Raw genomic sequence first — 24,783 nt, 5'->3', positions numbered from 1 at the left:
GCATAGTTAAGGTAAACGGCAGGTATAAAAAAAGCCGCAACAATGTGCGGCTTTTAGGATAATTGTGAGGCTTATGCGTAACCGTAGGTCATCAGACGCTGATAACGACGGTTGAGCAGATCTTCTGTGCTCAGCACGTCCAGATCCGCCAGATCTGCCAGCAGCTGCGCTTTCAGGGAAGCAGCCATCACTTCCGGCTTACGGTGCGCGCCACCCAGCGGTTCAGGGATAACGGTGTCGATCAGCTTCAGCTCTTTCAGACGTGGGGCAATGATGCCCATCGCTTCCGCAGCCAGCGGCGCTTTATCGGCACTTTTCCACAGAATGGAGGCACAGCCTTCCGGAGAGATAACGGAATAGGTGCTGTACTGCAGCATATTCACTTTATCGCCCACGCCAATTGCCAGCGCACCGCCGGAACCACCTTCACCGATAACGGTACAGATGACCGGCACTTTCAGGCGAGACATCTCACGCAGGTTGCGTGCGATGGCTTCAGACTGACCGCGCTCTTCTGCGCCAACACCCGGGTAAGCACCCGGTGTGTCGATGAAGGTGATGATTGGCATATTGAAACGCTCAGCCATCTCCATCAGACGCAGGGCCTTACGGTAGCCTTCTGGTGCTGGCATACCGAAGTTACGACGGATCTTCTCTTTGGTTTCACGGCCTTTCTGGTGACCAATGATCATCACCGGACGTCCATCAAGACGCGCGATACCGCCGACGATAGCTTTATCGTCAGCGTATGCGCGGTCGCCTGCCAGTTCGTCAAATTCGTCAAACGCCAGGCGGACATAATCCAGGGTGTACGGACGCTGTGGATGACGCGCCAGCTGGGCGATCTGCCATGCGCCGAGATCGGCAAAGATTTTGCGCGTCAGTTCTACGCTTTTTTCACGCAGACGATGCACTTCTTCGTCGATGTTAATATCCAGTTTTTCATCCTGACGGCTTACGGCTGTCAGAGAATCGATTTTCGCTTCCAGCTCTGCAATCGGCTGTTCGAAATCAAGGAAATTCAGACTCATAGTATTCCTGTATTAGTCAAACTCCAGTTCCACCTGCTCCGAACCAATGAGGCCACGGAGATCGTTCAGTAAACGATCGCTCGGAGAGACACGCCACGTTGCACCAAAGCGCAACCGCGCACGTGCATCCGCCCTCTGATAGTAGAGATGTACTGGAATGGTCCCCGAGCGGTGGGGTTCCAGAGACTGACGGAGTCGGTTTAAAAGCTGGTCATCAATTTGCCTGTCCGTCAGCGAGATAGCAAGCCCGCGAGCATATTTTTCCCGGGCTTCGTCAATGTCCATCACTTCGCGGGCGGTCATTTTAAGCCCCCCGCTGAAGTCATCAAAGCTGACCTGTCCGCTGACGATAAGTATGCGGTCTTTTTCCAGCAATTGCTGGTATTTATCCAGCGCGTCGGTGAACAACATCACCTCCAGACGCCCGGAACGGTCATCCAGGGTACAGATGCCGATACGATTGCCGCGCTTGGTGACCATTACCCTTGCAGCAATCACGAGCCCCGCAGCCGTGGTGATTTTACCACGTTCTGTCGGATGCATGTCTTTAAGCCTGTGGCCGCCGACATAGCGCTCAATTTCTTTCAGATACTGGTTGATCGGGTGTCCCGTCAGGTACAGGCCTAACGTCTCACGCTCCCCATCCAGCACCACCTGTTCTGGCCAGGGCTGGCAGTTGGAATACGACTGCTCGATCTGCTCTGGCTCTTCCGCCAGCACACCGAACATATCCGCCTGACCAATGGCTTCCGCTTTAGCATGCTGATCGGCCGCTTTCAGCGCATCGCCGAGCGAGTTCATCAGCGCGGCGCGGTGTGGCCCCAGCCGGTCAAACGCACCGGACATGATCAGTTTTTCCAGCACGCGCCGGTTCAGTTTTTTGGTATCGGTGCGGGCGCACAGGTCGAACAGCTCGCGGAAATAGCCGCCGTTGTTACGCGCTTCGATGATCGCCTCGATCGGCCCCTCACCCACGCCCTTGATCGCGCCGATCCCATAGACGATTTCCCCGTCATCGTTGACGTGGAAATGGTACAGGCCCGAGTTAATATCCGGCGGCAGGATCTTCAGCCCCATGCGCCAGCACTCGTCCACCAGGCCAACCACCTTTTCGGTGTTGTCCATATCGGCGGTCATTACCGCCGCCATAAACTCAGCGGGATAGTGAGCCTTCAGCCACAGCGTCTGATACGACACCAAAGCATAAGCGGCGGAGTGGGATTTGTTAAATCCGTACCCGGCGAATTTCTCCACCAGGTCGAAGATTTTCATCGCCAGTTCGCCATCGACGCCGTTTTTCTTCGCCCCATCTTCAAAGATGGAACGCTGCTTGGCCATCTCTTCCGGCTTTTTCTTACCCATCGCACGACGCAACATATCTGCGCCGCCAAGGGTGTAACCAGAAAGCACCTGGGCGATCTGCATGACCTGTTCCTGATACAGGATGATGCCGTAGGTTGGCTCCAGTACCGGCTTCAGGCTTTCATGCTGCCACTGCACATCCGGATAGGAAATCTCTTCGCGCCCGTGCTTACGGTCGATAAAGTTATCTACCATCCCCGACTGCAACGGGCCCGGACGGAACAGGGCCACCAGCGCGATCATATCTTCGAAGCAGTCTGGTTGCAGACGCTTAATCAAATCTTTCATGCCGCGGGATTCAAGCTGGAAGACGGCTGTCGTCTCGGAGCGTTGCAGCATGTCGAAACTTTTCTTGTCATCAAGCGGGATAGCCGCGATATCCAGCGGCGGCTCGCCGTTCTTCTCACGGCGGGCGTTGATCATCTCCAGCGCCCAGTTGATGATGGTCAGCGTACGCAAACCAAGGAAGTCGAACTTCACAAGCCCGGCGTATTCAACGTCGTTCTTGTCGAACTGGGTGACCGGATGCTGGCCCGCTTCATCGCAGTACAGCGGCGCGAAGTCGGTGATTTTGGTCGGGGCAATAACCACGCCCCCCGCATGCTTACCGGCGTTACGCGTGACGCCCTCCAGCTTGCGCGCCATGTCGATCAGCGCTTTCACCTCCTCGTCGGCTTCGTAGATTTCCGGCAGCTGAGGTTCAGCTTCAAAGGCTTTCGCCAGGGTCATGCCCGGATCGGGCGGCACCAGCTTAGAGATTCGATCGACAAAACCGTAGGGGTGGCCCAGAACGCGGCCCACATCGCGGATAACCGCTTTCGCCGCCATCGTACCGAAGGTAATGATCTGTGAAACCGCATCACGACCGTACATATCGGCCACGTGCTCAATAACCTGGTCGCGTTTTTCCATGCAGAAGTCGACGTCGAAGTCGGGCATGGAGACACGTTCCGGGTTGAGGAAACGTTCGAACAGCAGGTCGAATTCCAGCGGATCGAGGTCGGTGATTTTCAATGCGTACGCCACCAACGAGCCGGCTCCTGAACCACGGCCCGGGCCAACCGGTACGCCGTTATCCTTCGACCACTGGATGAACTCCATTACGATCAGGAAGTAGCCAGGGAACCCCATCTGGTTGATCACCTGGAGTTCAATATCCAGACGCTCGTCATATTCAGGACGCTTCTCTTTACGGACCGCTTCATCCGGGAAGAGGAATTCCAGACGCTCTTCAAGGCCCTCTTTCGATTTCATGACCAGGAAATCTTCCGTGGTCATGTCGCCCGTCGGGAACTGCGGCAGGAAATATTCGCCGAGACGCACGGTGACGTTGCAGCGCTTGGCAATCTCTACGCTATTTTCCAGCGCTTCCGGGATGTCGGAGAAGAGCTCACACATTTCCTCTTCGCTGCGCATGTACTGCTGCGATGAGTAATTGCGAGGACGTTTCGGATCGTCGAGGGTGAAGCCGTCGTGGATAGCGACGCGAATTTCATGTGCGTCAAAATCGCCCGGCTCAAGGAAGCGCACATCGTTGGTGGCTACCACAGGCAGGCCACGCGCTTCCGCCAGGGCGACGGCCGCATGCAGATAGCTCTCTTCATCCGCACGCCCGGTACGGATTAGCTCCAGGTAATAGCGATCCGGGAAATGCTCTTCGTAGAACGAGACGCACTGATCCACCAGCGCGTTGTTCCCGCGCAGCAGGCATTTGCCGACATCCCCCATACGACCACCGGAGATCAGCAGCAGACCTTCGTTCAGCTCCGCCAGCCAGTCGCGGTCAATCCATGGACCCAGCGCGCCGTAGCCGCGCTGGTAGGCTTTTGAGATCAGCAGAGTGAGGTTCTGATAGCCCGTGTTATTCATGGCTAACACGGAAATTTGCGTCATCTCATCGCCGAGCAGGTCGCTCTGCACGTGGAAATCCGCGCCGACGATGGGCTTTAATCCTGCGCCATGCGCCGTTCCGTAGAACTTCACCAGGCCACACAGGTTGGTAAAATCGGTGATCGCCAGCGCAGGCATGCCAAGCGAGGCCGCCTTCTTTACCAGCGGCCCGGTCTTTGCCAGCCCATCGATCATGGAGTAGTCGCTATGCACCCGCAGGTGTACGAAACGTGGTTCAGCCATCTTCAGATCCCGCGTTACTTAATTGCTTGCGTCTTGATTCAGGACACCAGTCCCAGCGCGCGTTTCACCGGGCCAAAGCTGCGCCGATGATGTTCAGTTGCGCCATGTTCAGCCAGCTTTTCCAGATGGAAAGCCGTTGGATATCCCTTGTGCTGGGCGAAACCATACGCGGGATAAGTGAGGTCCAGCGCGGCCATTTCGGCATCGCGCGTCACTTTAGCAATGATTGACGCCGCACTGATTTCTGCGACGCGGCTATCGCCTTTAACAACAGCCATTGAAGGCATCGGCAGCGCCGGGCAACGGTTACCGTCGATCAGCACATACTCAGGCACAATCTTCAGGCCAGCAACGGCACGCTGCATCGCCAGCATGGTGGCGTGCAGAATGTTCAGATCGTCGATCTCATCCGGCTCTGCGCGCCCGAGACTCCAGGCCAGCGCCTTCTCTTTAATTTCATCGAACAGCGCCAGGCGGCGCTTTTCGCTCAGTTTTTTCGAGTCGTTCAGGCCAGGGATCGGGCGGGCTGGATCGAGGATCACCGCCGCGGTCACAACGGCACCCACTAACGGACCACGACCGACTTCATCCACACCGGCAACGAGGTGGGTATGGGGATAAATAAATTCCATCATTGTGCTAACTCCAGCACCGCATCGGCCGCCTGCTCATCAGCATTACAGCGGATCAGTTGATGCAGTTCACGGAAAGTATCATGCATCTGGTGGCTGGTTTTACCGTTGGCCAGCAGCGGCAGTAATGCATCAGCCAGTGCCTGCGGCTGGCATTCATCCTGCAAGAGTTCTTTCACCAGCTCGCGACCTGCAAGCAGGTTTGGCAGGGATACGTAGTCTGTTTTTACCAGACGTTTTGCCAGCCAGAAGGTAAACGGTTTCATGCGATAACCGACCACCATTGGGCATTTTGCCAGCATACACTCCAGCGCAGCCGTGCCGGAAGCCAGCAGTGCGGCATCGCTCGCATACATGGCTTGCCGCCCTTTCCCGTCCAGCAGGCGGACGTGAAGATCCGGGGCAACCTCGGCTTTGATACGCTCAAACTGCTCGCGGCGTTTGGCATTCACCAGCGGCACGACCACTTCAAGGTCTGGGTACGTCTTGCGGAGAATTTGCGCCGTTTTCAGGAAATCGGCACTGAGCATTTCAACTTCCGCACCCCGGCTCCCTGGCAGCAGCGCCAGACAGTGCACATCATGCGGGATGCCCAGTTCGTCACGCGCCGCATTTTTATCAGGGTCCAGCGGCATGGCATCCGCCATGGTATGACCGATAAAACGGCACGGGACATTAAACCTGTCGTAAAACGCTTTTTCGAAAGGCAGAAAAGCCAGCACCAGATTGGTGGACCGTCCGATTTTGAAAACGCGTTTCTGTCGCCACGCCCACACGGACGGGCTGACGTAATGGATAGTTTTGATCCCCTGCTTTTTCAGGTTCCCTTCAAGGGTAATATTGAAATCAGGTGCATCAATGCCGACAAAGACATCGGGCTTGAGGTCGGTAAAGCGGCGGGTAAGATCGGCGCGAATATGCAGCAGGCGACGCAGGCGGCCCAGCACCTCGACGATGCCCATCACAGCCAGCTCTTCCATTTCATACCAGGCTTCACAGCCTTCGGCCTGCATCAGCGGCCCAGCCACGCCCACAAAGCGGGCATTGGGTACACGGGCTTTAAGCGCGCGGATAAGACCTGCACCAAGAATATCGCCGGAGGTTTCTCCGGCGACCAGGGCGATAGTAAGCGGACGACTGTCGACCATTAACGAATCAGACCACGGGTTGAACGTTCAAAGAATTCCATGAACGTTTTCACTTCAGGGTGCTTATTCGCCAGCTCGGCAATTTCCGGCTTCGCCTCTTCCAGCGTTTTACCGCTACGGTACAGCAATTTGTACGCGTTGCGGATCGCGGTAATCGCTTCGCGGCTAAAGCCACGACGCTTAAGGCCTTCAATGTTCACGCCAAACGGCGTGGCATGGTTGCCCTGCGCAATCACAAACGGTGGGACGTCCTGCGCCACACCGGAGCACCCGCCGACCATCACGTGTGCACCGATGATGCAGAACTGATGGACTGCGGTCATGCCGCCAATAATTGCGAAATCATCGACCGATACGTGCCCCGCCAGCGTTGCGTTGTTGGCGAGAATACAGCGGCTACCCACGGTACAGTCGTGCGCAATATGCGCATTAACCATAAACAGGTTGTCGCTGCCCACCTTCGTCAATCCACCGCCTTGCGTTGTACCACGATGAATGGTGACGCTTTCGCGAATGCGGTTACGATCGCCGATTTCCACGCGGGTCGGTTCGCCAGCATACTTAAGATCCTGGTTAACTTCGCCGATGGAGGCGAACTGATAGATCTCATTGTTGCAGCCAATGGTGGTATGACCATTCACGACAACGTGAGATTTCAGTACTGTACCCTCACCAATTTCGACATGGGGTCCAACAATACAAAACGGGCCAATGTGGACGTTTGCGCCAATGATGGCACCCGTTTCCACAATGGCGGTAGGATGAATAAAGGCGGATTTATCAATCACGTATCAGGCCTCCCGGCTACGCGCACACATCATTGTCGCTTCGCAAACAACTTTGCCGTCAACCATAGCTACGCCTTTGAAGCGAGTCAGGCCGCGACGCGTTTTTTCAAAAGTGACTTCCATGATCATTTGATCACCAGGCACGACCGGACGCTTGAAGCGCGCTTCATCGATACCCGCGAAGTAATAGAGTTCACCCGGCTCCAGTTTACCTACGCTTTTAAACGCCAGAATACCGGTAGCCTGTGCCATCGCTTCCAGGATCAACACACCCGGGAAGATAGGTTTACCAGGGAAGTGCCCCTGGAAGAATGGCTCGTTAACGGAGACATTTTTCACTGCGCGCAGAAAACGACCTTCTTCAAAATCCAGCACACGGTCTACCAGTAAAAACGGGTAGCGGTGCGGCAGAAGTTCTAAAATCTCTTCAATATGCAGAGTATGAGTGTCAGTAGTCAAAATACTCTTCCTGTCAAATGTACTAAGTAGCAATAATAACACGGCCTGCCGGTTTATAAACAAAGCCGACAGGCCGGGAAATTTAGCGTTAAACGGATGAACGCTTAGTCTTGTTGATCGATTTTGCGCTCAATCGCTTTGAGTCGCTTGCTCATATCATCAATATTCATCACCAGTGCAGCTGTTTTACGCCATACCTTGTTCGGTTGCAGCGGGATACCGGAGGAATAAACGCCGGGCTCAGTGATGGGACGCATCACCATACCCATCCCCGTCACCGTGACTTTGTCGCATATTTCCATATGGCCATTGATCACGCTGGCACCGCCTATCATGCAGTAACGGCCTATTTTCAGGCTGCCTGCCATGATAACACCACCCGCAACTGCGGTATTGTCGCCAATCACAACGTTATGTGCAATCTGGCACTGGTTGTCTATGATAACACCGTTACCAATAATGGTGTCGTCAAGTGCACCACGGTCAATGGTTGTGCAAGCGCCGATCTCAACGCGATCGCCGATAATCACGCGACCCAGCTGCGGGATCTTAACCCAGTTACCCCGATCGTTGGCGTAACCGAATCCGTCAGAACCAATCACCGTGCTGGACTGTACGAGGCAATTCTCGCCAATCTCAACCTCATGGTAGACAGAAACATTGGCCCACAGACGAGTCCCTGCGCCAATTTTCGTATTTTTTCCAACAAAGCAGCCTGGCCCAATCACCACGTTATCACCCAGCACAACGCCGGATTCGATAACGGCGTTTGCGCCGACTGCCACGTTGTTACCCAGCTGAGCCGTTGGATCAATCGCAGCGCTGGCTGCAATGTTCTGCGCCGGCTGCGGCGTGGTATCAAGAATTTGGGCCATGCGTGCATAGGTCAGGTAGGGATTTTTCACTACCAGTGCAGCGTTAGTGGCAAACGGAAGATCGTCCTGCGTCAGAACAACGGCAGACGCCTGGCACTGAGCCAGGTGTTCACGGTACTTAGGGCTTACCATGAAGGTAATAGTGCCTGCTTTAGCAGATTGCATGGACGCAACAGCGGTGATGACGATATCGCCATCACCGTGTAATTCTGCATCCAACTGCTGAGCTAAATCAGCCAGTCGAATTGAAGGCATTACTTATTTAACCTGTTTCAGAACATCAGCGGTGATGTCTTTAACATCGCTGCTGTTGAATGCAACGGCGTTCGCATCAACAACCAGATCGATGCTCTGATCGGCTGCTACTGCTTTAACGGCAGACTGAATACGCGTCACCAGCTTGCCACGCTCTTCGTTAGAACGACGCTGACGATCCTGCTCGAAAGCCTGCGCTTTCTGAGAGAAGGTCTGGCGCTGAGACATGACGTCTTTTTCCAGTTTGCTGCGCTCGCTCGCTTTCATGGTAGAACCATCACGCTGTAAACGCTGCATCTTGGACTGAAGATCACCTTCCATACGTTGCAGTTCGCTCGCACGGCCTTTGAATTCGTTTTCCAGCGTTGCAGAAACGCCCGTTTTCTGTGCAACCTGCTGGAACAAATTACCCATGTTGACGATTGCAATTTTGTCCGCTGCCTGAGCAGAAGTTGCCATCGCTAAACCGAGACCTGCAGCTAATAACCACTTTTTCACAATTAACTCCTTACCATCCCATTGGCACCCGAGGGGTGCCGTTCTTTGCGTGGCAAGGCGACCGTTTTACCGATCGCCGGTTGTCAGCGCTACACTGCCAACGCATTCCATTGCAGCGGATTATTACCAGGTTTTACCAATGTTAAACTGGAACTGCTCCGCTTTGTCTCCATCGTATTTCTTGAACGGCTGGGCGTAGGAGAAGACCAACGGCCCCAGCGGTGACATCCATTGTAATGCGATACCTGCGGACATGCGAATGTTGCCCGGATCGCTGTAGTCCGGAACGCCCGCTGCACGCATCTGGGCGGTATTCTCCCAGTTGGTATCCCACACCGTACCTGCATCCATAAAGAAGGAGGTACGGACAGAGTTCGCGTACTTATCACTGATAAACGGCGTCGGCGTGATGAACTCGAGGCTCGCCACAGCCATGGCGTTACCGCCTACCGCATCATCAGAGCTACAGACTTGTTTTGAATCGCGGCTTGCGCAGTTATCTTCGTCATTACCGCCGTAGTAAACCGCTTTCGGACCAATGTTATTGGACTGGAAGCCACGAACGGTGCTTGAACCACCGGCGTAGAAGTTCTCATAGAACGGCAGCTCTTTGCTTCCGATACCGTCACCATAGCCCCAGCGGGTACGACCCAGTACGACCCACTTGTGGTCGTCATCAATTGGGAAGTAGGACGCCGTATCCAGCGTGACCTTGTAGAACTCGTTATCCGAGCCCGGGATCGTCACCTTACCGTTCAGGTTAACGCGTGAACCTTCCGTCGGGAAGTAGCCACGGTCAAGACGGTTGTAGGTCCAACCGTAGTTGAAGGTGAAGTCATCCGCGGCGAAACCGTTGTCATCGCTGGACGTACTTGCAGACTGACCGATGGAGTCCAGGTAACGCCACATCGCCACCTGCGGTTGCATGTTAGACAGGTCGTTATGCACGTACCCTAAACCTGCACGCAGGGTGTTGTATTCGTTAACCGGGAAGCCGAGCGTACCATCCAGACCGTAACTCTTGTTGGTATACGAGGAGAGGTCCGCGTCGTCTGCTTTAAAGTCGTTATAGAAGATACGACCACCCAGGCTTACACCGTCCACGGTGAAGTATGGGTTGGTAACGGAGAACTCAGAGTAGGTCTGGTAGTCGTTTTTCGTCCCGTTGATACCGACAGAGTAACCCGTACCCAGCCAGTTATCCTGCTGAACGCCGACCTGGAAGCTCACGCCACTTTCAGTACCGTAACCAATACCGAAGTTGAAACTACCGGTATTACGTTCTTTAACTTTATAAACAACATCCACCTGATCCGGACGACCTGGTACACGCTGAGTATCGGTATCGACCGTTTCGAAGTAGCCCAGACGGTTCAGACGCTCTTTACCCTGGTCGACCAGATCGCTTCCCAGCCATGCCCCTTCCATCTGGCGCATTTCACGGCGCAGAACGGAGTCTTTAGAGGTATCGTTACCTTCGAAGCGGATTTTACGCACGTAGAAACGGTTGCCCGCATCAACGTTAACGTGAAGCTTAACAGTCTTATCCGCGTCGTTAATTTCCGGCTGCGTTTGCACACGCGGATACGCATAACCATAACGGCCGAGCAGCTTCTTAATGCTGTCTTCCATTTTGGTGACTTTAGATCCGCTATACAGATCGCCCGGCTGAATTTTGGTCAGAGATTCAATTTCAGCAGAATGTCCTGCCAGGTTGCCGCTGACTTCAACACCTGAAAGCGTGTATTTATCGCCTTCTGTGATGTTAACGGTAATGTAGATACCTTTCTTGTCCGGAGTCAGACTCACCTGAGTTGAATCGATGTTGAAACGGGCGTAACCGCGATCCAGATAGTAGCTGCGCAGGGTTTCAAGGTCACCCGCCAGTTTCTGTTTCTGGTATTTACGATCGCCTACCACGTTCCACCACGGCACTTCGTCACGCAGCTGGAAGTTGGAGATCAATTCGTCGGTGCTGAACGCGTGGTTACCCACGATGTTGATCTGCTGGATCTTCGCAGAAACACCTTCCTGGAAGACCAGTTTCAGGTCAACACGGTTACGTGGCAGCGGTGTAACAACCGCTTTAACGCTCGCGCTGTATTTACCGACGCTGTAATAGAAATCTTCCAGACCTTTTTCAATGTCTGCAAGGGTTGTGCGGTCCAGAGATTCCCCCACACGAACACCCGATGCCTCAAGGTTCTGCTTAAGCATGTCATCTTTCACCGACTTGTTGCCGGAGAAAGTGATGCTGGCAATCGTTGGACGTTCTTTTACCTGAACCACCAGCGTATCACCATCGCGCAGGACGCGGACGTCCTCAAAGTTGCCAGTGGCAAACAGAGCACGGATGGTGTTACTGATATCTTCATCATTAACCGTATCGCCGGGGCGCACAGGCATACTGAGGAGGGCCGCACCAACGGCGACACGCTGAAGGCCTTCGAAATGAATATCTTTCACTACGAACCCGTCAGCACCGTATACGGTCGCGCTGCTAAACAGCAGCGACGCTATGAGCAACTTTTTCATCGCCATCGTTATTATGCGTTCTTCCTAACTAACTCTCTTACAACCGAGAGAAATCATTGAAAAGTGCAAGCCCCATTAACAGCACCAGCAAAATCGAGCCAATGCGATAACTAAAGTCTTGAACTCGCTCGGATACCGGTCCGCCTTTTAGCTTTTCAATCGCTAAAAACAGCAGATGGCCCCCATCTAATACGGGAAGCGGGAACAGGTTGATTATCCCCAGGTTCACGCTAATCAGCGCAAGGAACATGAGATAGTAAATCACCCCGAACTCCGCTGACATCCCAGCCCCCTGAGCAATCGAAATTGGCCCACTGAGGTTGTTCAGTTTCACATCACCGGTTATCAATTTCCCCAACATGTTGACCGTAAGCTTCATCAGCTGCCATGTTTTATCCGTGGCCTCAACGATGGCGCTAAACGGCCCATACTGGCGTATTGTCTTGTACTCATCTGGCAGTGGGATCACTTTCGGCACAACGCCGGCAAACCCTTCCGCCTTACCGCCGCCCGATTTGGTATCCGGGGTGAGGGTCAGTGAGAGCGAACTCCCCTGCCTTTCCACTTCCAGCGCGAGCGGCTTGCCTGGATTATCGCGCACCAGAGTAACAAAGGTCATCCATTGTGTTAATGGCTGACCATCGACTTTAACGATCCTGTCACCCGCTTGTAAACCTGCTTTACTCGCTGCCGAATTAGACTGTACTTCGGCTAACACCGGCTCGATCTGCGCGCTGCGCGGGCGAATCCCCAGTGTAGCGACTGGATCCTCTTTGTCTGGCTCAAAGCGCCAGTGGCGTAAATCCAGCACTTTTTCCTGCCGCTGGTCGGAACCAAAAGGCGATACGCTGACGGTTGTCTGCTCATCACCGATTTTCGCAACCAGTTGTAACCTCACGGCATCCCAATCAGGGGTTTCGATACCATCAATCGCTTTAAGTTCCATTCCCGGTGTAATTTGCGCCGTTGCCGCAATGGAACCCGTGGTGATTTCACCCACAACCGGGCGTACGCCAGGCACGCCGATAATAAACACCAGCCAGTAGGCGAAGATAGCGAAGATGAAATTGGCTACCGGTCCGGCAGCGATGATGGCAGCACGTTGGCCAACAGTTTTATTGTTGAACGCGCTATGTCGAAGTTCCGGGGCGACAGGCTCAACGCGTTCGTCGAGCATTTTGACATAGCCGCCCAAGGGGATCAGAGCAATGACAAACTCGGTGCCATGCTTATCGGTGCGCTTCCAGAGCGATTTGCCAAAGCCAATCGAGAATCGCTCTACTCGCACACCACAGCGCCGGGCAACCCAGAAATGGCCAAATTCATGCACGGTAATCAGTACACCCAATGCAACAATGAACGCCGCCAGATTCCAGAGAATGCTCAGCATAAAACCTTCCGTTATATCGTCCCAAACACCAGTAAAAGCAGGCAAGCAAATACGGGAACAGCCGCGGTAAGGCTGTCAATGCGATCCAGTATTCCGCCATGTCCTGGAATCAGGTGACCACTGTCCTTAATCCCTGCTTCACGCTTAAACATGCTCTCGGTTAAATCACCCAGTACCGATGCCAGCGCCGCGAAAATCGAACATACCAGCAGCGTGGAGGGGGCAACCTCAAGATTCGCCCAGACGCCATAGCCCCAGGAGATAATCGCTGCCGTAAACAGGCCGCCGATGAAACCTTGCCAGGTTTTGCCCGGAGAAACCTTTGGCGCCAGTTTATGTTTGCCAAACAGTTTACCAAACATATAGGCTCCGGAGTCAGCCCCCCAGACGAGAATCATCACATAAAGCAGCCATATTGCCCCGCTGTAGTGGTTTTCGTCATAGTGCCAGGCGCGCAGCGCAACCATACCCCAGAAGAACGGAACAATCGTGAGCAGACCAAAAATAAGGCGCAACACTTTAGAGTTACGCCAGATCGCCGCAGAGCCCGGGTAGAAAAGCACTAAAACAAGCGCAGCAATCCACCAGGCCAGCGATATCCATAAGGATCCGGCAACCAGCGGCTGGTGAACATCGTGATGATATTCAGGCAAGGTATACAGCATCAGGGCCAGTAAAAAACCACAGAGTACCGCCAGCCATACCCGCTGAGTGCGCGAGGTAAAGCCGCTAAGCTGCCCCCATTCCCACGCGGCGAGCATACACACCACCAACGTAACAATAGCGAATCCCACCGGAGGCAGTAAAAACAGCGCTGCGATAACGACGGGTATTAATACAAAAGCGGAAATCAGGCGATACTTCAGCAAAAGCTACCCCCATCAGGCGTTATCGCCACCAGGCTCGGTGCCGCCGAAACGACGCTCTCGATTGGCAAAGGCATGCAGCGCACCTTCAAAGTCTTGTTCATCAAAATCTGGCCAAAGAACATCCGTAAAGTAAAGTTCAGCGTAGGCAATTTGCCACAGCAAAAAGTTACTTATGCGATGCTCCCCCCCTGTCCTTATAACCAAATCCACGGGAGCCAGTTCATTCATGCAGATTTGCTGACTCAGCGCCTCTTCATCAATCTGGTCGGGTCTTAACAGCCCTTCCTGAACCTGCTCAGCCAAATGCCGAACCCCCTGGATAATATCCCAGCGTCCGCCGTAATTCGCCGCGATATTGAGCGTCAGGCCGGTATTATTTTCCGTCAGCGCTTCAGCTTTGCGAATCCGTTCCTGCAAACGTGAGTTAAAACGACTGGTTTCGCCAATAATACGCAAGCGGACGTTGTGGCGGTGCAGGCTTTTTACTTCACTATCGAGCGCCCACACGAACAGTTCCATCAACGCAGTCACTTCTTGCGCAGGTCGATTCCAGTTTTCACTGCTAAAAGCATAGAGCGTTAACGCATCAATGCCGTTATTGGCGGCAAAAGAAACGGCGCGGCGAACAGATTTCGCCCCGGCTTTATGCCCAAAGGCTCGTATCTTCCCTTGTCTTTTCGCCCAGCGGCCATTGCCATCCATGATGATTGCAACATGGCGACAGCCATGTGCTGGCAAGTTTTCGCTTATTGGTTGATTCGCAGACAACATAACGCGTTTTTAGTCCCTGAAAGGATTTAACGGTACACAGGAATACTGAAGCCTATACATAAAAAAGCCGTGTCATACCACGGCTTACCTGACCACTTAAAGCCAAATACCTGCGATCAGGTGGCGCAGACTATATCACTGAAGCCCAACGCTAACAAATAGCACGACGACTAGTGCTTGCTTTATCACCAGCTTGCGAGACGTGTCACCTGTTTACGCGCAACAATACGTGCCTGTTCATCCACGGCCAGCACCTCTTCCACACTCTGCGGCTCACGCAAATCCATCATCTCCAGCACGGATAAATTCAACGCGGCGATATCAGTAAAGCGGATCTGCTGATTCAGGAATGCTTCAACGGTCACTTCATTGGCTGCATTAAGCGCCGTTGTCGCCGCCTGCCCCTGATCGAAGGCCGTCATCGCCAGTTTCAGGCAGGGATAACGGTCGTAATCAGGCTCGCTAAACGTCAGTGAACTCAGCTTGCAAAAATCGAGAGGCTTAACGCCCGATTTTACGCGGTTTGGCCACGCCATCGTATGAGCAATAGGCGTACGCATATCCGGCTCGCCCAACTGGGCCAGCACGCTGCCGTCCTGATAGCGCACCATCGAGTGAATCACCGACTGCGGGTGGATCAGCACTTCCATCTGTTTCGCCGACGCATTGAACAGCCAGCGAGCTTCAATGTATTCCAGACCTTTGTTCATCATGGTGGCCGAATCGACGGAGATCTTACGCCCCATTGACCAATTCGGATGACGACACGCCTGATCCGGCGTCATTGCGCTCAATTCAGACAGTGGCGTTTCACGGAACGGGCCACCAGACCCGGTAAGCAGAATCGACACAACGCCATTCTGCTCCAGGTCAGCGTACCCCAGGTTTTGTTGAAAAGGTTGGGGTAAACTCTGAAAAATCGCGTTGTGCTCGCTATCGACCGGCAAAAGACGCGCCCCACGCTGTTTTACCGCCTCCATAAAGAGGCGTCCGCAGGTGACCAGCGACTCTTTATTTGCAAGCAGAACATCTTTTCCCGAATCAATAGCGGCAAGCGTCGGCAGAAGACCCGCCGCCCCGACGATTGCCGCCATTACCTGATCAACTTCATCAAGCGAGGCCATATCGCAAGCCGCCTGTTGCCCGCTGAGCACTTCGGTACGACAGCCCTTCTCCTGCAACAGCGCTTTCACCTGGCGGGCGCTCTCTTCATCATCCATCACCGCAAAACGAGGGGTAAACTCCATGCACTGTTCGACCATTCGCTGCACGTTTTTTCCGGCCACAAGTGCGGTCACGGTGTAGCTGTCGGGATTATGACGTACGACGTCGAGAGTGCTGCAACCGATAGAGCCGGTCGAGCCGAGGAGAGTGAGATGCTTCATGAGATGCCCAAAAGTTAGACCAGATAAAAGCAAAACGCCGCCAGCAAGACTCAATGTCCTTCTGAACGGCGTTTATCAGTGTATAGCGAAAATCAGAACTGCATCAGTTCCGCTTCTTTTTCTGCCAGCGCCGCATCAATTTTCTTGATCGCCGCGTCGGTCATTTTCTGAATGTCGTCCTGAGAGCGACGATCGTCGTCTTCGCTGATCTCTTTTTCTTTCAGCAGGGCTTTCACTTTATCGTTCGCATCGCGACGCACGTTACGCACGGAAACGCGACCCTGCTCTGCTTCACCACGTACGACTTTGATCAGGTCTTTACGACGCTCTTCCGTCAGCGGAGGCAGTGGAACGCGAATATCCGCGCCCGCTGAGCTTGGGTTCAGGCCCAGGTCTGATGCCATGATCGCTTTTTCAACGGCCGGGCTCATTGAGCGATCGAACACGTTGATTTTCAGGGTACGGGTATCTTCTACCGTCACGCTCGCCAGCTGACGCAGTGGCGTAGGCGTACCGTAGTATTCTACGATGATGCCATCCAGCAGGCTTGGGGAAGCACGGCCAGTACGGATTTTGCTGATTTGGTTTTTGAACGCTTCTACGCATTTGTCCATGCGTACTTCAGCATCTTTTCTGATGTCGTTAATCACGATACGAATCCTTGAAAACTTGTCTCAGGCAGACTATCCGCCAGCACAGCGCTACAGGTGTGCTAAGTATAGTCGCGTTTAATTCATGACAGCGCCAAAGGCGCGTCCAGGTAAGATACCACTACAAAGTAAAGCGGAATCTTACCTGTATTTATCGCCGACGGAAATTATTCCGTGATCAAAGTGCCTTCTTTTTCGCCCATCACGACGCGACGCAGCGCGCCAGGCTTGTTCATGTTGAAAACACGGATCGGCAGTTTATGGTCGCGAGCCAGCGTGAAGGCGGCAAGATCCATCACTTTCAGCTCTTTATCCAGCACTTCGCTGTAGCTCAGCTGATCGTACATGGTCGCGGAAGGATCTTTTGCCGGGTCGGCAGTAAACACGCCATCTACTTTGGTCGCTTTCAGCACCACATCGGCTTCGATTTCGATACCGCGCAGGCAGGCTGCGGAATCGGTGGTAAAGAACGGGTTACCCGTACCGGCGGAGAGGATCACCACGCGGTTGTTGCGCAGCAGGCTGATAGCCTCTGCCCAGCTGTAGTTATCGCATACGCCATTCAAAGGAATAGCGGACATCAGGCGAGCGTTCACATAGGCGCGATGAAGCGCATCACGCATCGCCAGGCCATTCATCACGGTTGCCAGCATCCCCATGTGGTCGCCCACTACGCGGTTCATCCCCGCTTTCGCCAGACCAGCACCACGGAAAAGGTTGCCACCGCCAATGACCACGCCAACCTGAATACCCAGTTCGACCAGTTCTTTGATTTCCTGTGCCATGCGATCAAGGATGCTTGCGTCAATACCGAAGCCTTCCGATCCTTGCAGCGCTTCGCCACTCAGCTTAAGCAGAATGCGTTTGTACACGGGTTTTGCATTGGTAGCCATGTTTCTTTCCTGAGACTGTCAACGATTAAGATGGGGTTAATTCTGGCGACATGATATGTCGCAAATCAGCACAGCGATACTGGAGCCTGTCTGATTTCGTGAGACGGGTGACAAAAAGAAGCCGCCCTCAGGCGGCTCCTTTTCAATCATTAAGACTGCTTGGACATGGCAGCAACTTCTGCTGCGAAGTCAGTCTCAACTTTCTCGATGCCTTCGCCCACTTCGAAGCGGATGAAGCCAGTCACGTCAGCGTTGTGCTCTTTCAGCAGCTGAGCAACAGACTTGCTTGGATCCATTACGAAAGGCTGGCCAGTCAGAGAAACTTCGCCGGTGAATTTCTTCATGCGGCCTTCAACCATTTTCTCTGCGATTTCTTTTGGCTTACCAGACTGCATCGCGATGTCCAGCTGAACCTGGTACTCTTTCTCTACCACTTCAGCAGACACGTCTTCTGGCTTAACGAATTCTGGTTTGCTTGCAGCGATGTGCATTGCCAGCTGTTTAACCAGCTCTTCGTCAGCGCCTTTAGCCGCAACCAGAACACCGATACGCGCGCCGTGCTGGTAAGAGCCCAGAACATCGCCTTCCAGGGAAGATACGCGACGGATGTTGATGTTCTCACCGATTTTAGCAACCAGCGCAACACGCTCTTCTTCGAACTGTGCTTTCAGCACTTCAACGTCAGTGATTTTGCCTGCAACCGCTGCGTCCAGAACTTTGTTAGCAAATGCCTGGAAACCAGCATCTTTAGCAACGAAGTCAGTCTGGCAGTTAACTTCCAGAATGATGCCGTAGTTGCCGTCGATTTTGGTGATGATCACGCCGTCAGCAGCAACGTTGCCTGCTTTCTTAGCTGCTTTGATCGCACCGGATTTACGCATGTTTTCGATTGCCAGCTCGATGTCGCCGTTCGCTTCGGTCAGCGCTTTTTTGCAATCCATCATGCCTGCGCCAGTACGCTCACGCAGCTCTTTTACCAGGGATGCGGTAATTTCAGCCATTCTTAAATCCTCGGGAGATGTGAACTGCCCGGCCGGGAGCCAAACAGTATAAATTGAAAAAAGGGGCCGATAATGGGCCCCTATTCATACACGGTACTAATAAGGGGTAAAACCTTATTATTCAGCTTCTACGAAGCTTTCTTCCGCCTGAGAAGCCAGATCCTGGGAACGGCCTTCACGAACGGTAGCAGCTACAGCGCTCAGGTACAGGCTAACAGCACGGATTGCGTCGTCGTTACCCGGGATAACGAAGTCAACACCGTCCGGATCGGAGTTGGTATCAACGATAGCGAATACCGGGATACCCAGGTTGTTAGCTTCTTTGATTGCGATGTGCTCGTGGTCTGCATCGATTACGAACAGCGCGTCTGGCAGGCCGCCCATATCTTTGATACCGCCCAGGCTGTTTTCCAGCTTGTCCAGTTCACGAGTGCGCATCAGCGCTTCTTTTTTAGTCAGCTTATCGAAAGTACCGTCCTGAGACTGGGTTTCCAGATCTTTCAGGCGCTTGATGGACTGACGAACAGTTTTCCAGTTGGTCAGCATGCCGCCCAACCAGCGATGGTTCACGAAGAACTGGTCGCAGCTGTTAGCAGCATCTTTCACAGCTTCGCTTGCAGCGCGCTTAGTACCAACGAACAGAATCTTACCTTTACGGGAAGAGATCTTGCTCAGCTCAGCCAGGGCTTCGTTGAACATTGGTACAGTCTTCTCAAGGTTGATGATGTGAACTTTGTTACGTGCGCCGAAGATGAAAGGCTTCATTTTCGGGTTCCAGTAACGGGTCTGGTGACCGAAGTGAACACCAGCCTTGAGCATGTCGCGCATGGAAACAGTTGCCATGTTTAAAACCTCTATATTGAAAGTTGGGGTTATGCCTCCACGTATCCCATATTACCGACCCCGAAGGGCACCCCGGAATATGTGCCGATACGTGTGTGTTGTTACACAAAGTGAGATTTGTCGCTCCCGTCCAGCCTGTGTATCTGAGATGGATCGGAAGTCCGGCGCGCTTTATATCACAAAACACGGCCAGAAACCAATAATTGTTGGCGGAGTGTGCTGTTAATGATTCTCAATTTGGCACGGGGTGCGCCTGACTGATACCATTGACAACACTTACACTAGTATTGTCGAAAAAATCGACACCGATGGACAGATTACATGGCTATCTCTATTAAGACACCTGAAGAAATTGAAAAGATGCGCGTCGCCGGTCGTCTGGCCGCTGACGTGCTGGAAATGATCGAACCGTTTGTGAAACCGGGCGTCAGCACTGGCGAACTGGATCGCATCTGTAACGACTATATCGTCAACGAGCAGCACGCGGTCTCCGCCTGCCTTGGCTATCACGGTTTTCCAAAATCCGTCTGCATCTCTATTAATGAAGTGGTTTGCCACGGCATTCCGGATGATGAGAAGCTGCTGAAAGATGGCGATATCGTCAACATCGACGTGACCGTCATTAAAGACGACTACCACGGTGACACCTCTAAGATGTTCATCGTTGGCAAGCCAACGATTCTGGGCGAGCGCCTGTGTAAAGTCACCCAGGACAGCCTCTACCTGGCGCTGAAAATGGTGAAGCCAGGCATCCGCCTGCGCACCATCGGCGCCGCAATCCAGAAGTTTGTGGAAGCGGAAGGTTTCTCCGTGGTGCGTGAATATTGCGGTCACGGTATTGGTCGTGTGTTCCATGAAGAACCGCAAGTTCTGCACTATGATGCAGACGACGGTGGCGTAGTGCTGCAAAAGGGCATGACCTTCACTATTGAGCCAATGGTCAACGCGGGCGATTACCGCATCCGTACCATGAAAGATGGCTGGACGGTAAAAACCAAAGACAGAAGCTTGTCTGCCCAGTACGAGCATACTATTGTGGTTACAGACAACGGCTGCGAAATTATGACGTTGCGCAAGGATGACACCATCCCGGCGATACTGACGAACATTGAGTGATAAGAAGCCGGCGAATGCCGGCTTTTTTAATGGCGATAGCTTTTTCTTATGGGTGGCGCACGATGAGTAATCTCTTACCCGAACAGTATGCTAACACAGCACTTCCCACCCTCCACGACCAGCCTGATAACCCGGGCGTCTGGCCACCGCATGAGCTGACCTGCGCGCATATCAAATCCCATATGGCGGTTTTCCATCGCTGGCTGGGTAGCGCATTTGATGCAGGCGTCTCAGCCGAACAGCTCATTGAAGCGCGCACCGAATTTATCGATCAGCTCCTGCAACGTCTGTGGATCGACTACGGTTTCGGGCAGGTGAGCGACGTCGCGCTGGTTGCTGTCGGCGGATATGGCCGGGGTGAACTGCATCCGCTCTCTGATATCGACCTGCTAATCTTAAGCCGTAAAAAACTGCCGGACGATCGGGCGCAGAAAATCGGTGAGCTGTTGACCCTGCTCTGGGACGTGAAGCTGGAAGTGGGTCACAGCGTGCGCACGCTGGAAGAGTGTCTGCTGGAAGGGTTATCTGACCTGACCGTCGCCACCAATTTAATTGAAACCCGCCTGCTGATTGGCGACGTGGCGCTGTTCCTCGAACTGCAAAAGCACATCTTTAGCGACGGCTTCTGGCCTTCAGAAAAATTCTTCGCCGCGAAAGTCGAAGAACAAAACCAGCGCCACCAGCGCTATCACGGCACCAGCTATAATCTCGAACCAGATATTAAAAGCAGCCCCGGTGGCCTGCGCGATATCCACACGCTGCAATGGGTCGCCCGTCGCCATTTTGGGGCCACCTCGCTGGACGAAATGGTCGGTTTTGGTTTTCTGACCGAAGCCGAACGTAACGAACTCAACGAGTGCCTGCATCTGCTCTGGCGCATCCGTTTTGCGCTGCACCTGGAAGTCACCCGCTACGATAACCGCCTGCTGTTTGACCGACAGCTCAGCGTGGCGCAGCGCCTGAATTACCAGGGCGAGGGCAACGAGCCGGTCGAGCAAATGATGAAGGATTTCTTCCGCGTCACCCGCCGCGTCTCTGAGCTAAACCAGATGCTGTTACAGCTGTTCGATGAGGCGATCCTCGCGCTGACGGCAGACGAAAAACCGCGTCCGATTGATGACGAATTTCAGCTGCGCGGCACGCTTATCGATCTGCGCGACGAAACGTTGTTCATTCGCGAACCGGAAGCGATCCTGCGAATGTTCTACACCATGGTGCGCAACAGCACGATCACCGGGATCTACTCCACCACCCTGCGTCATCTGCGCCATGCACGACGCCATCTGAAGCAGCCGCTGTGTTACATCCCGGAGGCGCGCTCGCTGTTCCTGAGCATGCTTCGTCATCCGGGCGCCGTCAGCCGCGGTCTGCTGCCGATGCACCGTCACAGCGTATTGTGGGCCTATATGCCCCAGTGGTCGCATATTGTCGGGCAGATGCAGTTCGACCTGTTTCACGCCTATACGGTAGATGAGCACACAATCCGCGTCATGCTGAAGCTGGAAAGCTTCGCTAAAGAAGAGACGCGATCCCGCCATCCGCTGTGCGTTGATCTGTGGCCACGTCTGGCGCACCCGGAGCTGATCCTGATCGCCGCCCTGTTCCATGATATCGCCAAAGGTCGCGGCGGCGACCACTCCGTACTCGGTGCCCAGGACGTGCTGAAATTTGCCGAGCTGCACGGCCTGAACTCACGTGAGACGCAGCTTATTGCCTGGCTGGTTCGCCATCATCTGCTGATGTCGGTTACCGCTCAGCGTCGTGATATTCAGGATCCGGAAGTGATCAAACAGTTCGCCGAGGAAGTGCAAACGGAGAACCGCCTGCGCTACCTGGTCTGCCTGACGGTAGCCGATATCTGCGCTACCAACGAAACCCTGTGGAACAGCTGGAAGCAGAGCCTGCTGCGCGAACTGTACTTCGCCACCGAAAAACAGCTGCGTCGCGGGATGCAGAACACCCCGGATATGCGCGAGCGCGTGCGCCACCACCAGTTGCAGGCGCTTGCCCTGTTGCGCATGGATAACATTAACGAAGAGGCACTACATCAGATTTGGGCGCGCTGTCGCGCCAACTACTTTGTGCGCCACAGCCCAAACCAGCTTGCCTGGCACGCCCGGCATCTGCTGAAGCACGACCTGACGAAACCAATGATTCTGCTCAGCCCGCAGGCCACGCGTGGCGGAACGGAGATCTTTATCTGGAGCCCGGACCGGCCTTATTTGTTTGCGGCGGTCTGCGCCGAACTGGACAGGCGTAACCTGAGCGTTCACGACGCGCAGATTTTTACCACCCGCGACGGCATGGCGATGGACACCTTTATTGTACTGGAGCCGGATGGCAGCCCGCTGTCGTCGGACAGGCATGAGGGGATACGCTTTGGCCTCGAGCAGGCGATTACGCAGCGCAGCTGGCAACCTCCGCAGCCGCGACGTCAGCCAGCAAAACTGCGCCACTTTACCGTCGATACCGAGGTCAATTTCCTGCCGACCCATACCGACCGTAAATCGTTCCTTGAGCTGATTGCGCTCGACCAGCCAGGGCTGCTAGCCCGCGTCGGTCAGGTTTTTGCCGATCTGGGAATTTCGCTTCACGGCGCCCGAATTACAACCATTGGCGAACGAGTAGAAGATTTATTTATAATCGCGACGGCCGACCGGCGTGCCCTTAATAATGACCTGCAACTTGAAGTGCAACAACGGTTGACAGCAGCCCTCAATCCAAACGATAAAAGGTGACGTGTTTTTTAGTGAAAAGGAAAGAGTAAACAATGCAGCAGTTACAGAACGTTATTGAGTCCGCTTTTGAGCGTCGCGCCGACATCACTCCGGCAAATGTGGATACCGTGACCCGTGAAGCGGTAAACCAGGTTATTTCCCTGCTGGATTCCGGCGCGCTGCGCGTGGCAGAAAAAATCGACGGTCAGTGGGTTACTCATCAATGGCTGAAGAAAGCTGTGCTGCTCTCTTTCCGTATCAACGATAACCAGGTTATCGACGGAGCAGAAAGCCGCTACTTCGATAAAGTGCCAATGAAATTTGCGGATTACGACGAAGCGCGCTTCCAGAAAGAGGGCTTCCGCGTAGTACCACCCGCGGCCGTTCGTCAGGGTGCCTTCATCGCACGCAACACCGTGCTGATGCCATCCTACGTGAACATCGGCGCCTACGTTGACGAAGGCACCATGGTGGACACCTGGGCTACCGTCGGCTCCTGCGCGCAGATCGGTAAAAACGTTCACCTGTCCGGCGGTGTGGGCATCGGTGGCGTTCTGGAGCCACTTCAGGCTAACCCAACCATCATCGAAGACAACTGCTTCATCGGCGCACGTTCCGAAGTGGTTGAAGGCGTGATCGTCGAAGAAGGTTCTGTGATCTCCATGGGCGTTTATATTGGCCAGAGCACCCGTATTTACGATCGCGAAACCGGTGAAATTCACTACGGCCGCGTTCCAGCTGGTTCCGTTGTGGTTTCCGGCAACCTGCCGTCTAAAGATGGCAAATACAGCCTGTATTGCGCGGTCATCGTGAAAAAAGTGGACGCGAAAACGCGCGGTAAAGTGGGCATCAATGAACTGCTGCGCACCATCGATTAATCGGGTATAACAAAAAGCGGGGGCAACCCCGCTTTTTTTATATCCGAAGGTGGCGAAAATAGATTTTTTCGTTAATTATTCATAGGTTATGTTGAGATCAAGGGTACCGCTATGTACGATAATCTGAAAAGTCTGGGCATTACCAATCCTGATGAAATTGATCGTTATAGTCTCCGCCAGGAAGCCAATAACGATATTTTGAAAATCTATTTTCACAAGGACAAAGGAGAGTTCTTCGCCAAAAGCGTGAAGTTTAAATACCCTCGCCAGCGTAAGACCGTTGTCGCTGACGGTATCGGTCAGGGATATAAAGAAGTACAGGAAATCAGCCCTAACCTGCGCTACGTTATCGACGAACTCGATCAAATCTGCCAGCGCGATCGCAGCGAAGTCGATCTGAAACGTAAGATCCTTGACGACCTGCGTCACCTGGAAAGTGTTGTTACCCATAAGATCAGCGAAATTGAAGCTGATCTTGAGAAATTGACGCGTAACAAATGAGCCGTTTTATTGCCCGGTGGCGCTTCGCTTACCGGGCCTACGAACGCATGTAG

21 protein-coding genes are annotated in these 24,783 nt (G+C 53.7%); 4 read left to right on the top strand and 17 right to left on the bottom strand.

Annotation, left to right across the window (positions count from 1 at the left end):
- Positions 1–71 precede the first annotated feature (71 nt).
- The 17 genes from accA to rpsB all read right to left on the bottom strand — a co-directional run bounded on the left by accA (position 72) and on the right by rpsB (position 19,518).
- The gene (gene accA / locus L2Y28_RS04075) at positions 72–1,031 is read right to left on the bottom strand and encodes an acetyl-CoA carboxylase carboxyl transferase subunit alpha (RefSeq protein WP_003856154.1); all 960 of its coding nucleotides are present in this window, start codon (positions 1,029–1,031) and stop codon (positions 72–74) included.
- A 12-nt stretch (positions 1,032–1,043) separates the two neighbouring features.
- A complete protein-coding gene (gene dnaE / locus L2Y28_RS04070) occupies positions 1,044–4,526 on the bottom strand; it encodes a DNA polymerase III subunit alpha (protein ID WP_022647113.1) in 3,483 nt (1,160 codons plus the stop codon).
- A gap of 38 nt (positions 4,527–4,564) precedes the next feature.
- On the bottom strand, positions 4,565–5,161 hold the full coding sequence (rnhB, locus tag L2Y28_RS04065) for a ribonuclease HII (protein WP_022647112.1): 597 nt from the start codon (positions 5,159–5,161) through the stop codon (positions 4,565–4,567).
- Positions 5,158–6,306, bottom strand: a complete 1,149-nt coding sequence (gene lpxB / locus L2Y28_RS04060; RefSeq protein WP_022647111.1) for a lipid-A-disaccharide synthase — start codon at positions 6,304–6,306, stop codon at positions 5,158–5,160. Before lpxB ends, rnhB begins: the two co-directional genes overlap by 4 nt.
- The gene (lpxA, locus tag L2Y28_RS04055) at positions 6,306–7,094 is read right to left on the bottom strand and encodes an acyl-ACP--UDP-N-acetylglucosamine O-acyltransferase (RefSeq protein ID WP_003856164.1); all 789 of its coding nucleotides are present in this window, start codon (positions 7,092–7,094) and stop codon (positions 6,306–6,308) included. Before lpxA ends, lpxB begins: the two co-directional genes overlap by 1 nt.
- A 3-nt stretch (positions 7,095–7,097) precedes the next feature.
- A complete protein-coding gene (gene fabZ, locus L2Y28_RS04050) occupies positions 7,098–7,553 on the bottom strand; it encodes a 3-hydroxyacyl-ACP dehydratase FabZ (protein ID WP_003856165.1) in 456 nt (151 codons plus the stop codon).
- Between the two features lie 104 nt (positions 7,554–7,657).
- The gene (lpxD, locus tag L2Y28_RS04045) at positions 7,658–8,683 is read right to left on the bottom strand and encodes a UDP-3-O-(3-hydroxymyristoyl)glucosamine N-acyltransferase (RefSeq protein ID WP_022647110.1); all 1,026 of its coding nucleotides are present in this window, start codon (positions 8,681–8,683) and stop codon (positions 7,658–7,660) included.
- 3 nt (positions 8,684–8,686) lie between these two features.
- Positions 8,687–9,181, bottom strand: a complete 495-nt coding sequence (gene skp / locus L2Y28_RS04040; RefSeq protein ID WP_006810039.1) for a molecular chaperone Skp — start codon at positions 9,179–9,181, stop codon at positions 8,687–8,689.
- A gap of 123 nt (positions 9,182–9,304) precedes the next feature.
- Positions 9,305–11,722: an outer membrane protein assembly factor BamA gene (gene bamA / locus L2Y28_RS04035; protein ID WP_022647109.1), complete on the bottom strand. Its 2,418-nt coding sequence runs from the start codon at positions 11,720–11,722 to the stop codon at positions 9,305–9,307.
- Positions 11,723–11,753: 31 nt separating this feature from the next.
- Entirely contained in the window at positions 11,754–13,106 is a 1,353-nt protein-coding gene (gene rseP / locus L2Y28_RS04030; RefSeq protein WP_022647108.1) for a sigma E protease regulator RseP, read from the bottom strand.
- A gap of 11 nt (positions 13,107–13,117) precedes the next feature.
- Complete coding sequence (gene cdsA, locus L2Y28_RS04025) at positions 13,118–13,975, bottom strand: phosphatidate cytidylyltransferase (RefSeq protein ID WP_003856175.1); 858 nt, start codon at positions 13,973–13,975, stop codon at positions 13,118–13,120.
- Positions 13,976–13,987: 12 nt separating this feature from the next.
- Positions 13,988–14,746, bottom strand: a complete 759-nt coding sequence (ispU, locus tag L2Y28_RS04020) for a (2E,6E)-farnesyl-diphosphate-specific ditrans,polycis-undecaprenyl-diphosphate synthase (RefSeq protein WP_003856176.1) — start codon at positions 14,744–14,746, stop codon at positions 13,988–13,990.
- Positions 14,747–14,931: 185 nt separating this feature from the next.
- Complete coding sequence (gene ispC / locus L2Y28_RS04015; protein WP_022647106.1) at positions 14,932–16,131, bottom strand: 1-deoxy-D-xylulose-5-phosphate reductoisomerase; 1,200 nt, start codon at positions 16,129–16,131, stop codon at positions 14,932–14,934.
- A gap of 92 nt (positions 16,132–16,223) precedes the next feature.
- Complete coding sequence (frr, locus tag L2Y28_RS04010) at positions 16,224–16,781, bottom strand: ribosome recycling factor (protein WP_003856180.1); 558 nt, start codon at positions 16,779–16,781, stop codon at positions 16,224–16,226.
- Between the two features lie 167 nt (positions 16,782–16,948).
- On the bottom strand, positions 16,949–17,674 hold the full coding sequence (gene pyrH, locus L2Y28_RS04005) for a UMP kinase (protein WP_008501910.1): 726 nt from the start codon (positions 17,672–17,674) through the stop codon (positions 16,949–16,951).
- A 149-nt stretch (positions 17,675–17,823) separates the two neighbouring features.
- A complete protein-coding gene (gene tsf, locus L2Y28_RS04000; protein WP_015572722.1) occupies positions 17,824–18,675 on the bottom strand; it encodes a translation elongation factor Ts in 852 nt (283 codons plus the stop codon).
- 117 nt (positions 18,676–18,792) lie between these two features.
- On the bottom strand, positions 18,793–19,518 hold the full coding sequence (rpsB, locus tag L2Y28_RS03995) for a 30S ribosomal protein S2 (RefSeq protein WP_022647105.1): 726 nt from the start codon (positions 19,516–19,518) through the stop codon (positions 18,793–18,795).
- A gap of 321 nt (positions 19,519–19,839) precedes the next feature.
- On the opposite strand from rpsB, the gene map reads away from it, so the two are divergent.
- The 4 genes from map (at position 19,840) to L2Y28_RS03975 (ending at position 24,730) form a co-directional block, all read left to right on the top strand.
- Entirely contained in the window at positions 19,840–20,634 is a 795-nt protein-coding gene (gene map, locus L2Y28_RS03990) for a type I methionyl aminopeptidase (protein WP_022647104.1), read from the top strand.
- A gap of 62 nt (positions 20,635–20,696) precedes the next feature.
- Positions 20,697–23,372 (top strand): bifunctional uridylyltransferase/uridylyl-removing protein GlnD, encoded by a 2,676-nt coding sequence (gene glnD, locus L2Y28_RS03985; protein WP_022647103.1) that lies wholly within the window; start codon positions 20,697–20,699, stop codon positions 23,370–23,372.
- 32 nt (positions 23,373–23,404) lie between these two features.
- Positions 23,405–24,229, top strand: a complete 825-nt coding sequence (gene dapD, locus L2Y28_RS03980) for a 2,3,4,5-tetrahydropyridine-2,6-dicarboxylate N-succinyltransferase (protein ID WP_003856214.1) — start codon at positions 23,405–23,407, stop codon at positions 24,227–24,229.
- 111 nt (positions 24,230–24,340) lie between these two features.
- Entirely contained in the window at positions 24,341–24,730 is a 390-nt protein-coding gene (locus L2Y28_RS03975) for a DUF3461 family protein (RefSeq protein WP_022647102.1), read from the top strand.
- The last annotated feature ends 53 nt before the right edge of the window (positions 24,731–24,783 follow it).

Origin of the sequence: Enterobacter sp. JH25 (assembly GCF_021725435.1) — a bacterium.
Taxonomy (GTDB): Bacteria; Pseudomonadota; Gammaproteobacteria; order Enterobacterales; family Enterobacteriaceae; genus Enterobacter; species Enterobacter intestinihominis.
This window is presented reverse-complemented; position numbering and strand designations above follow the sequence as displayed.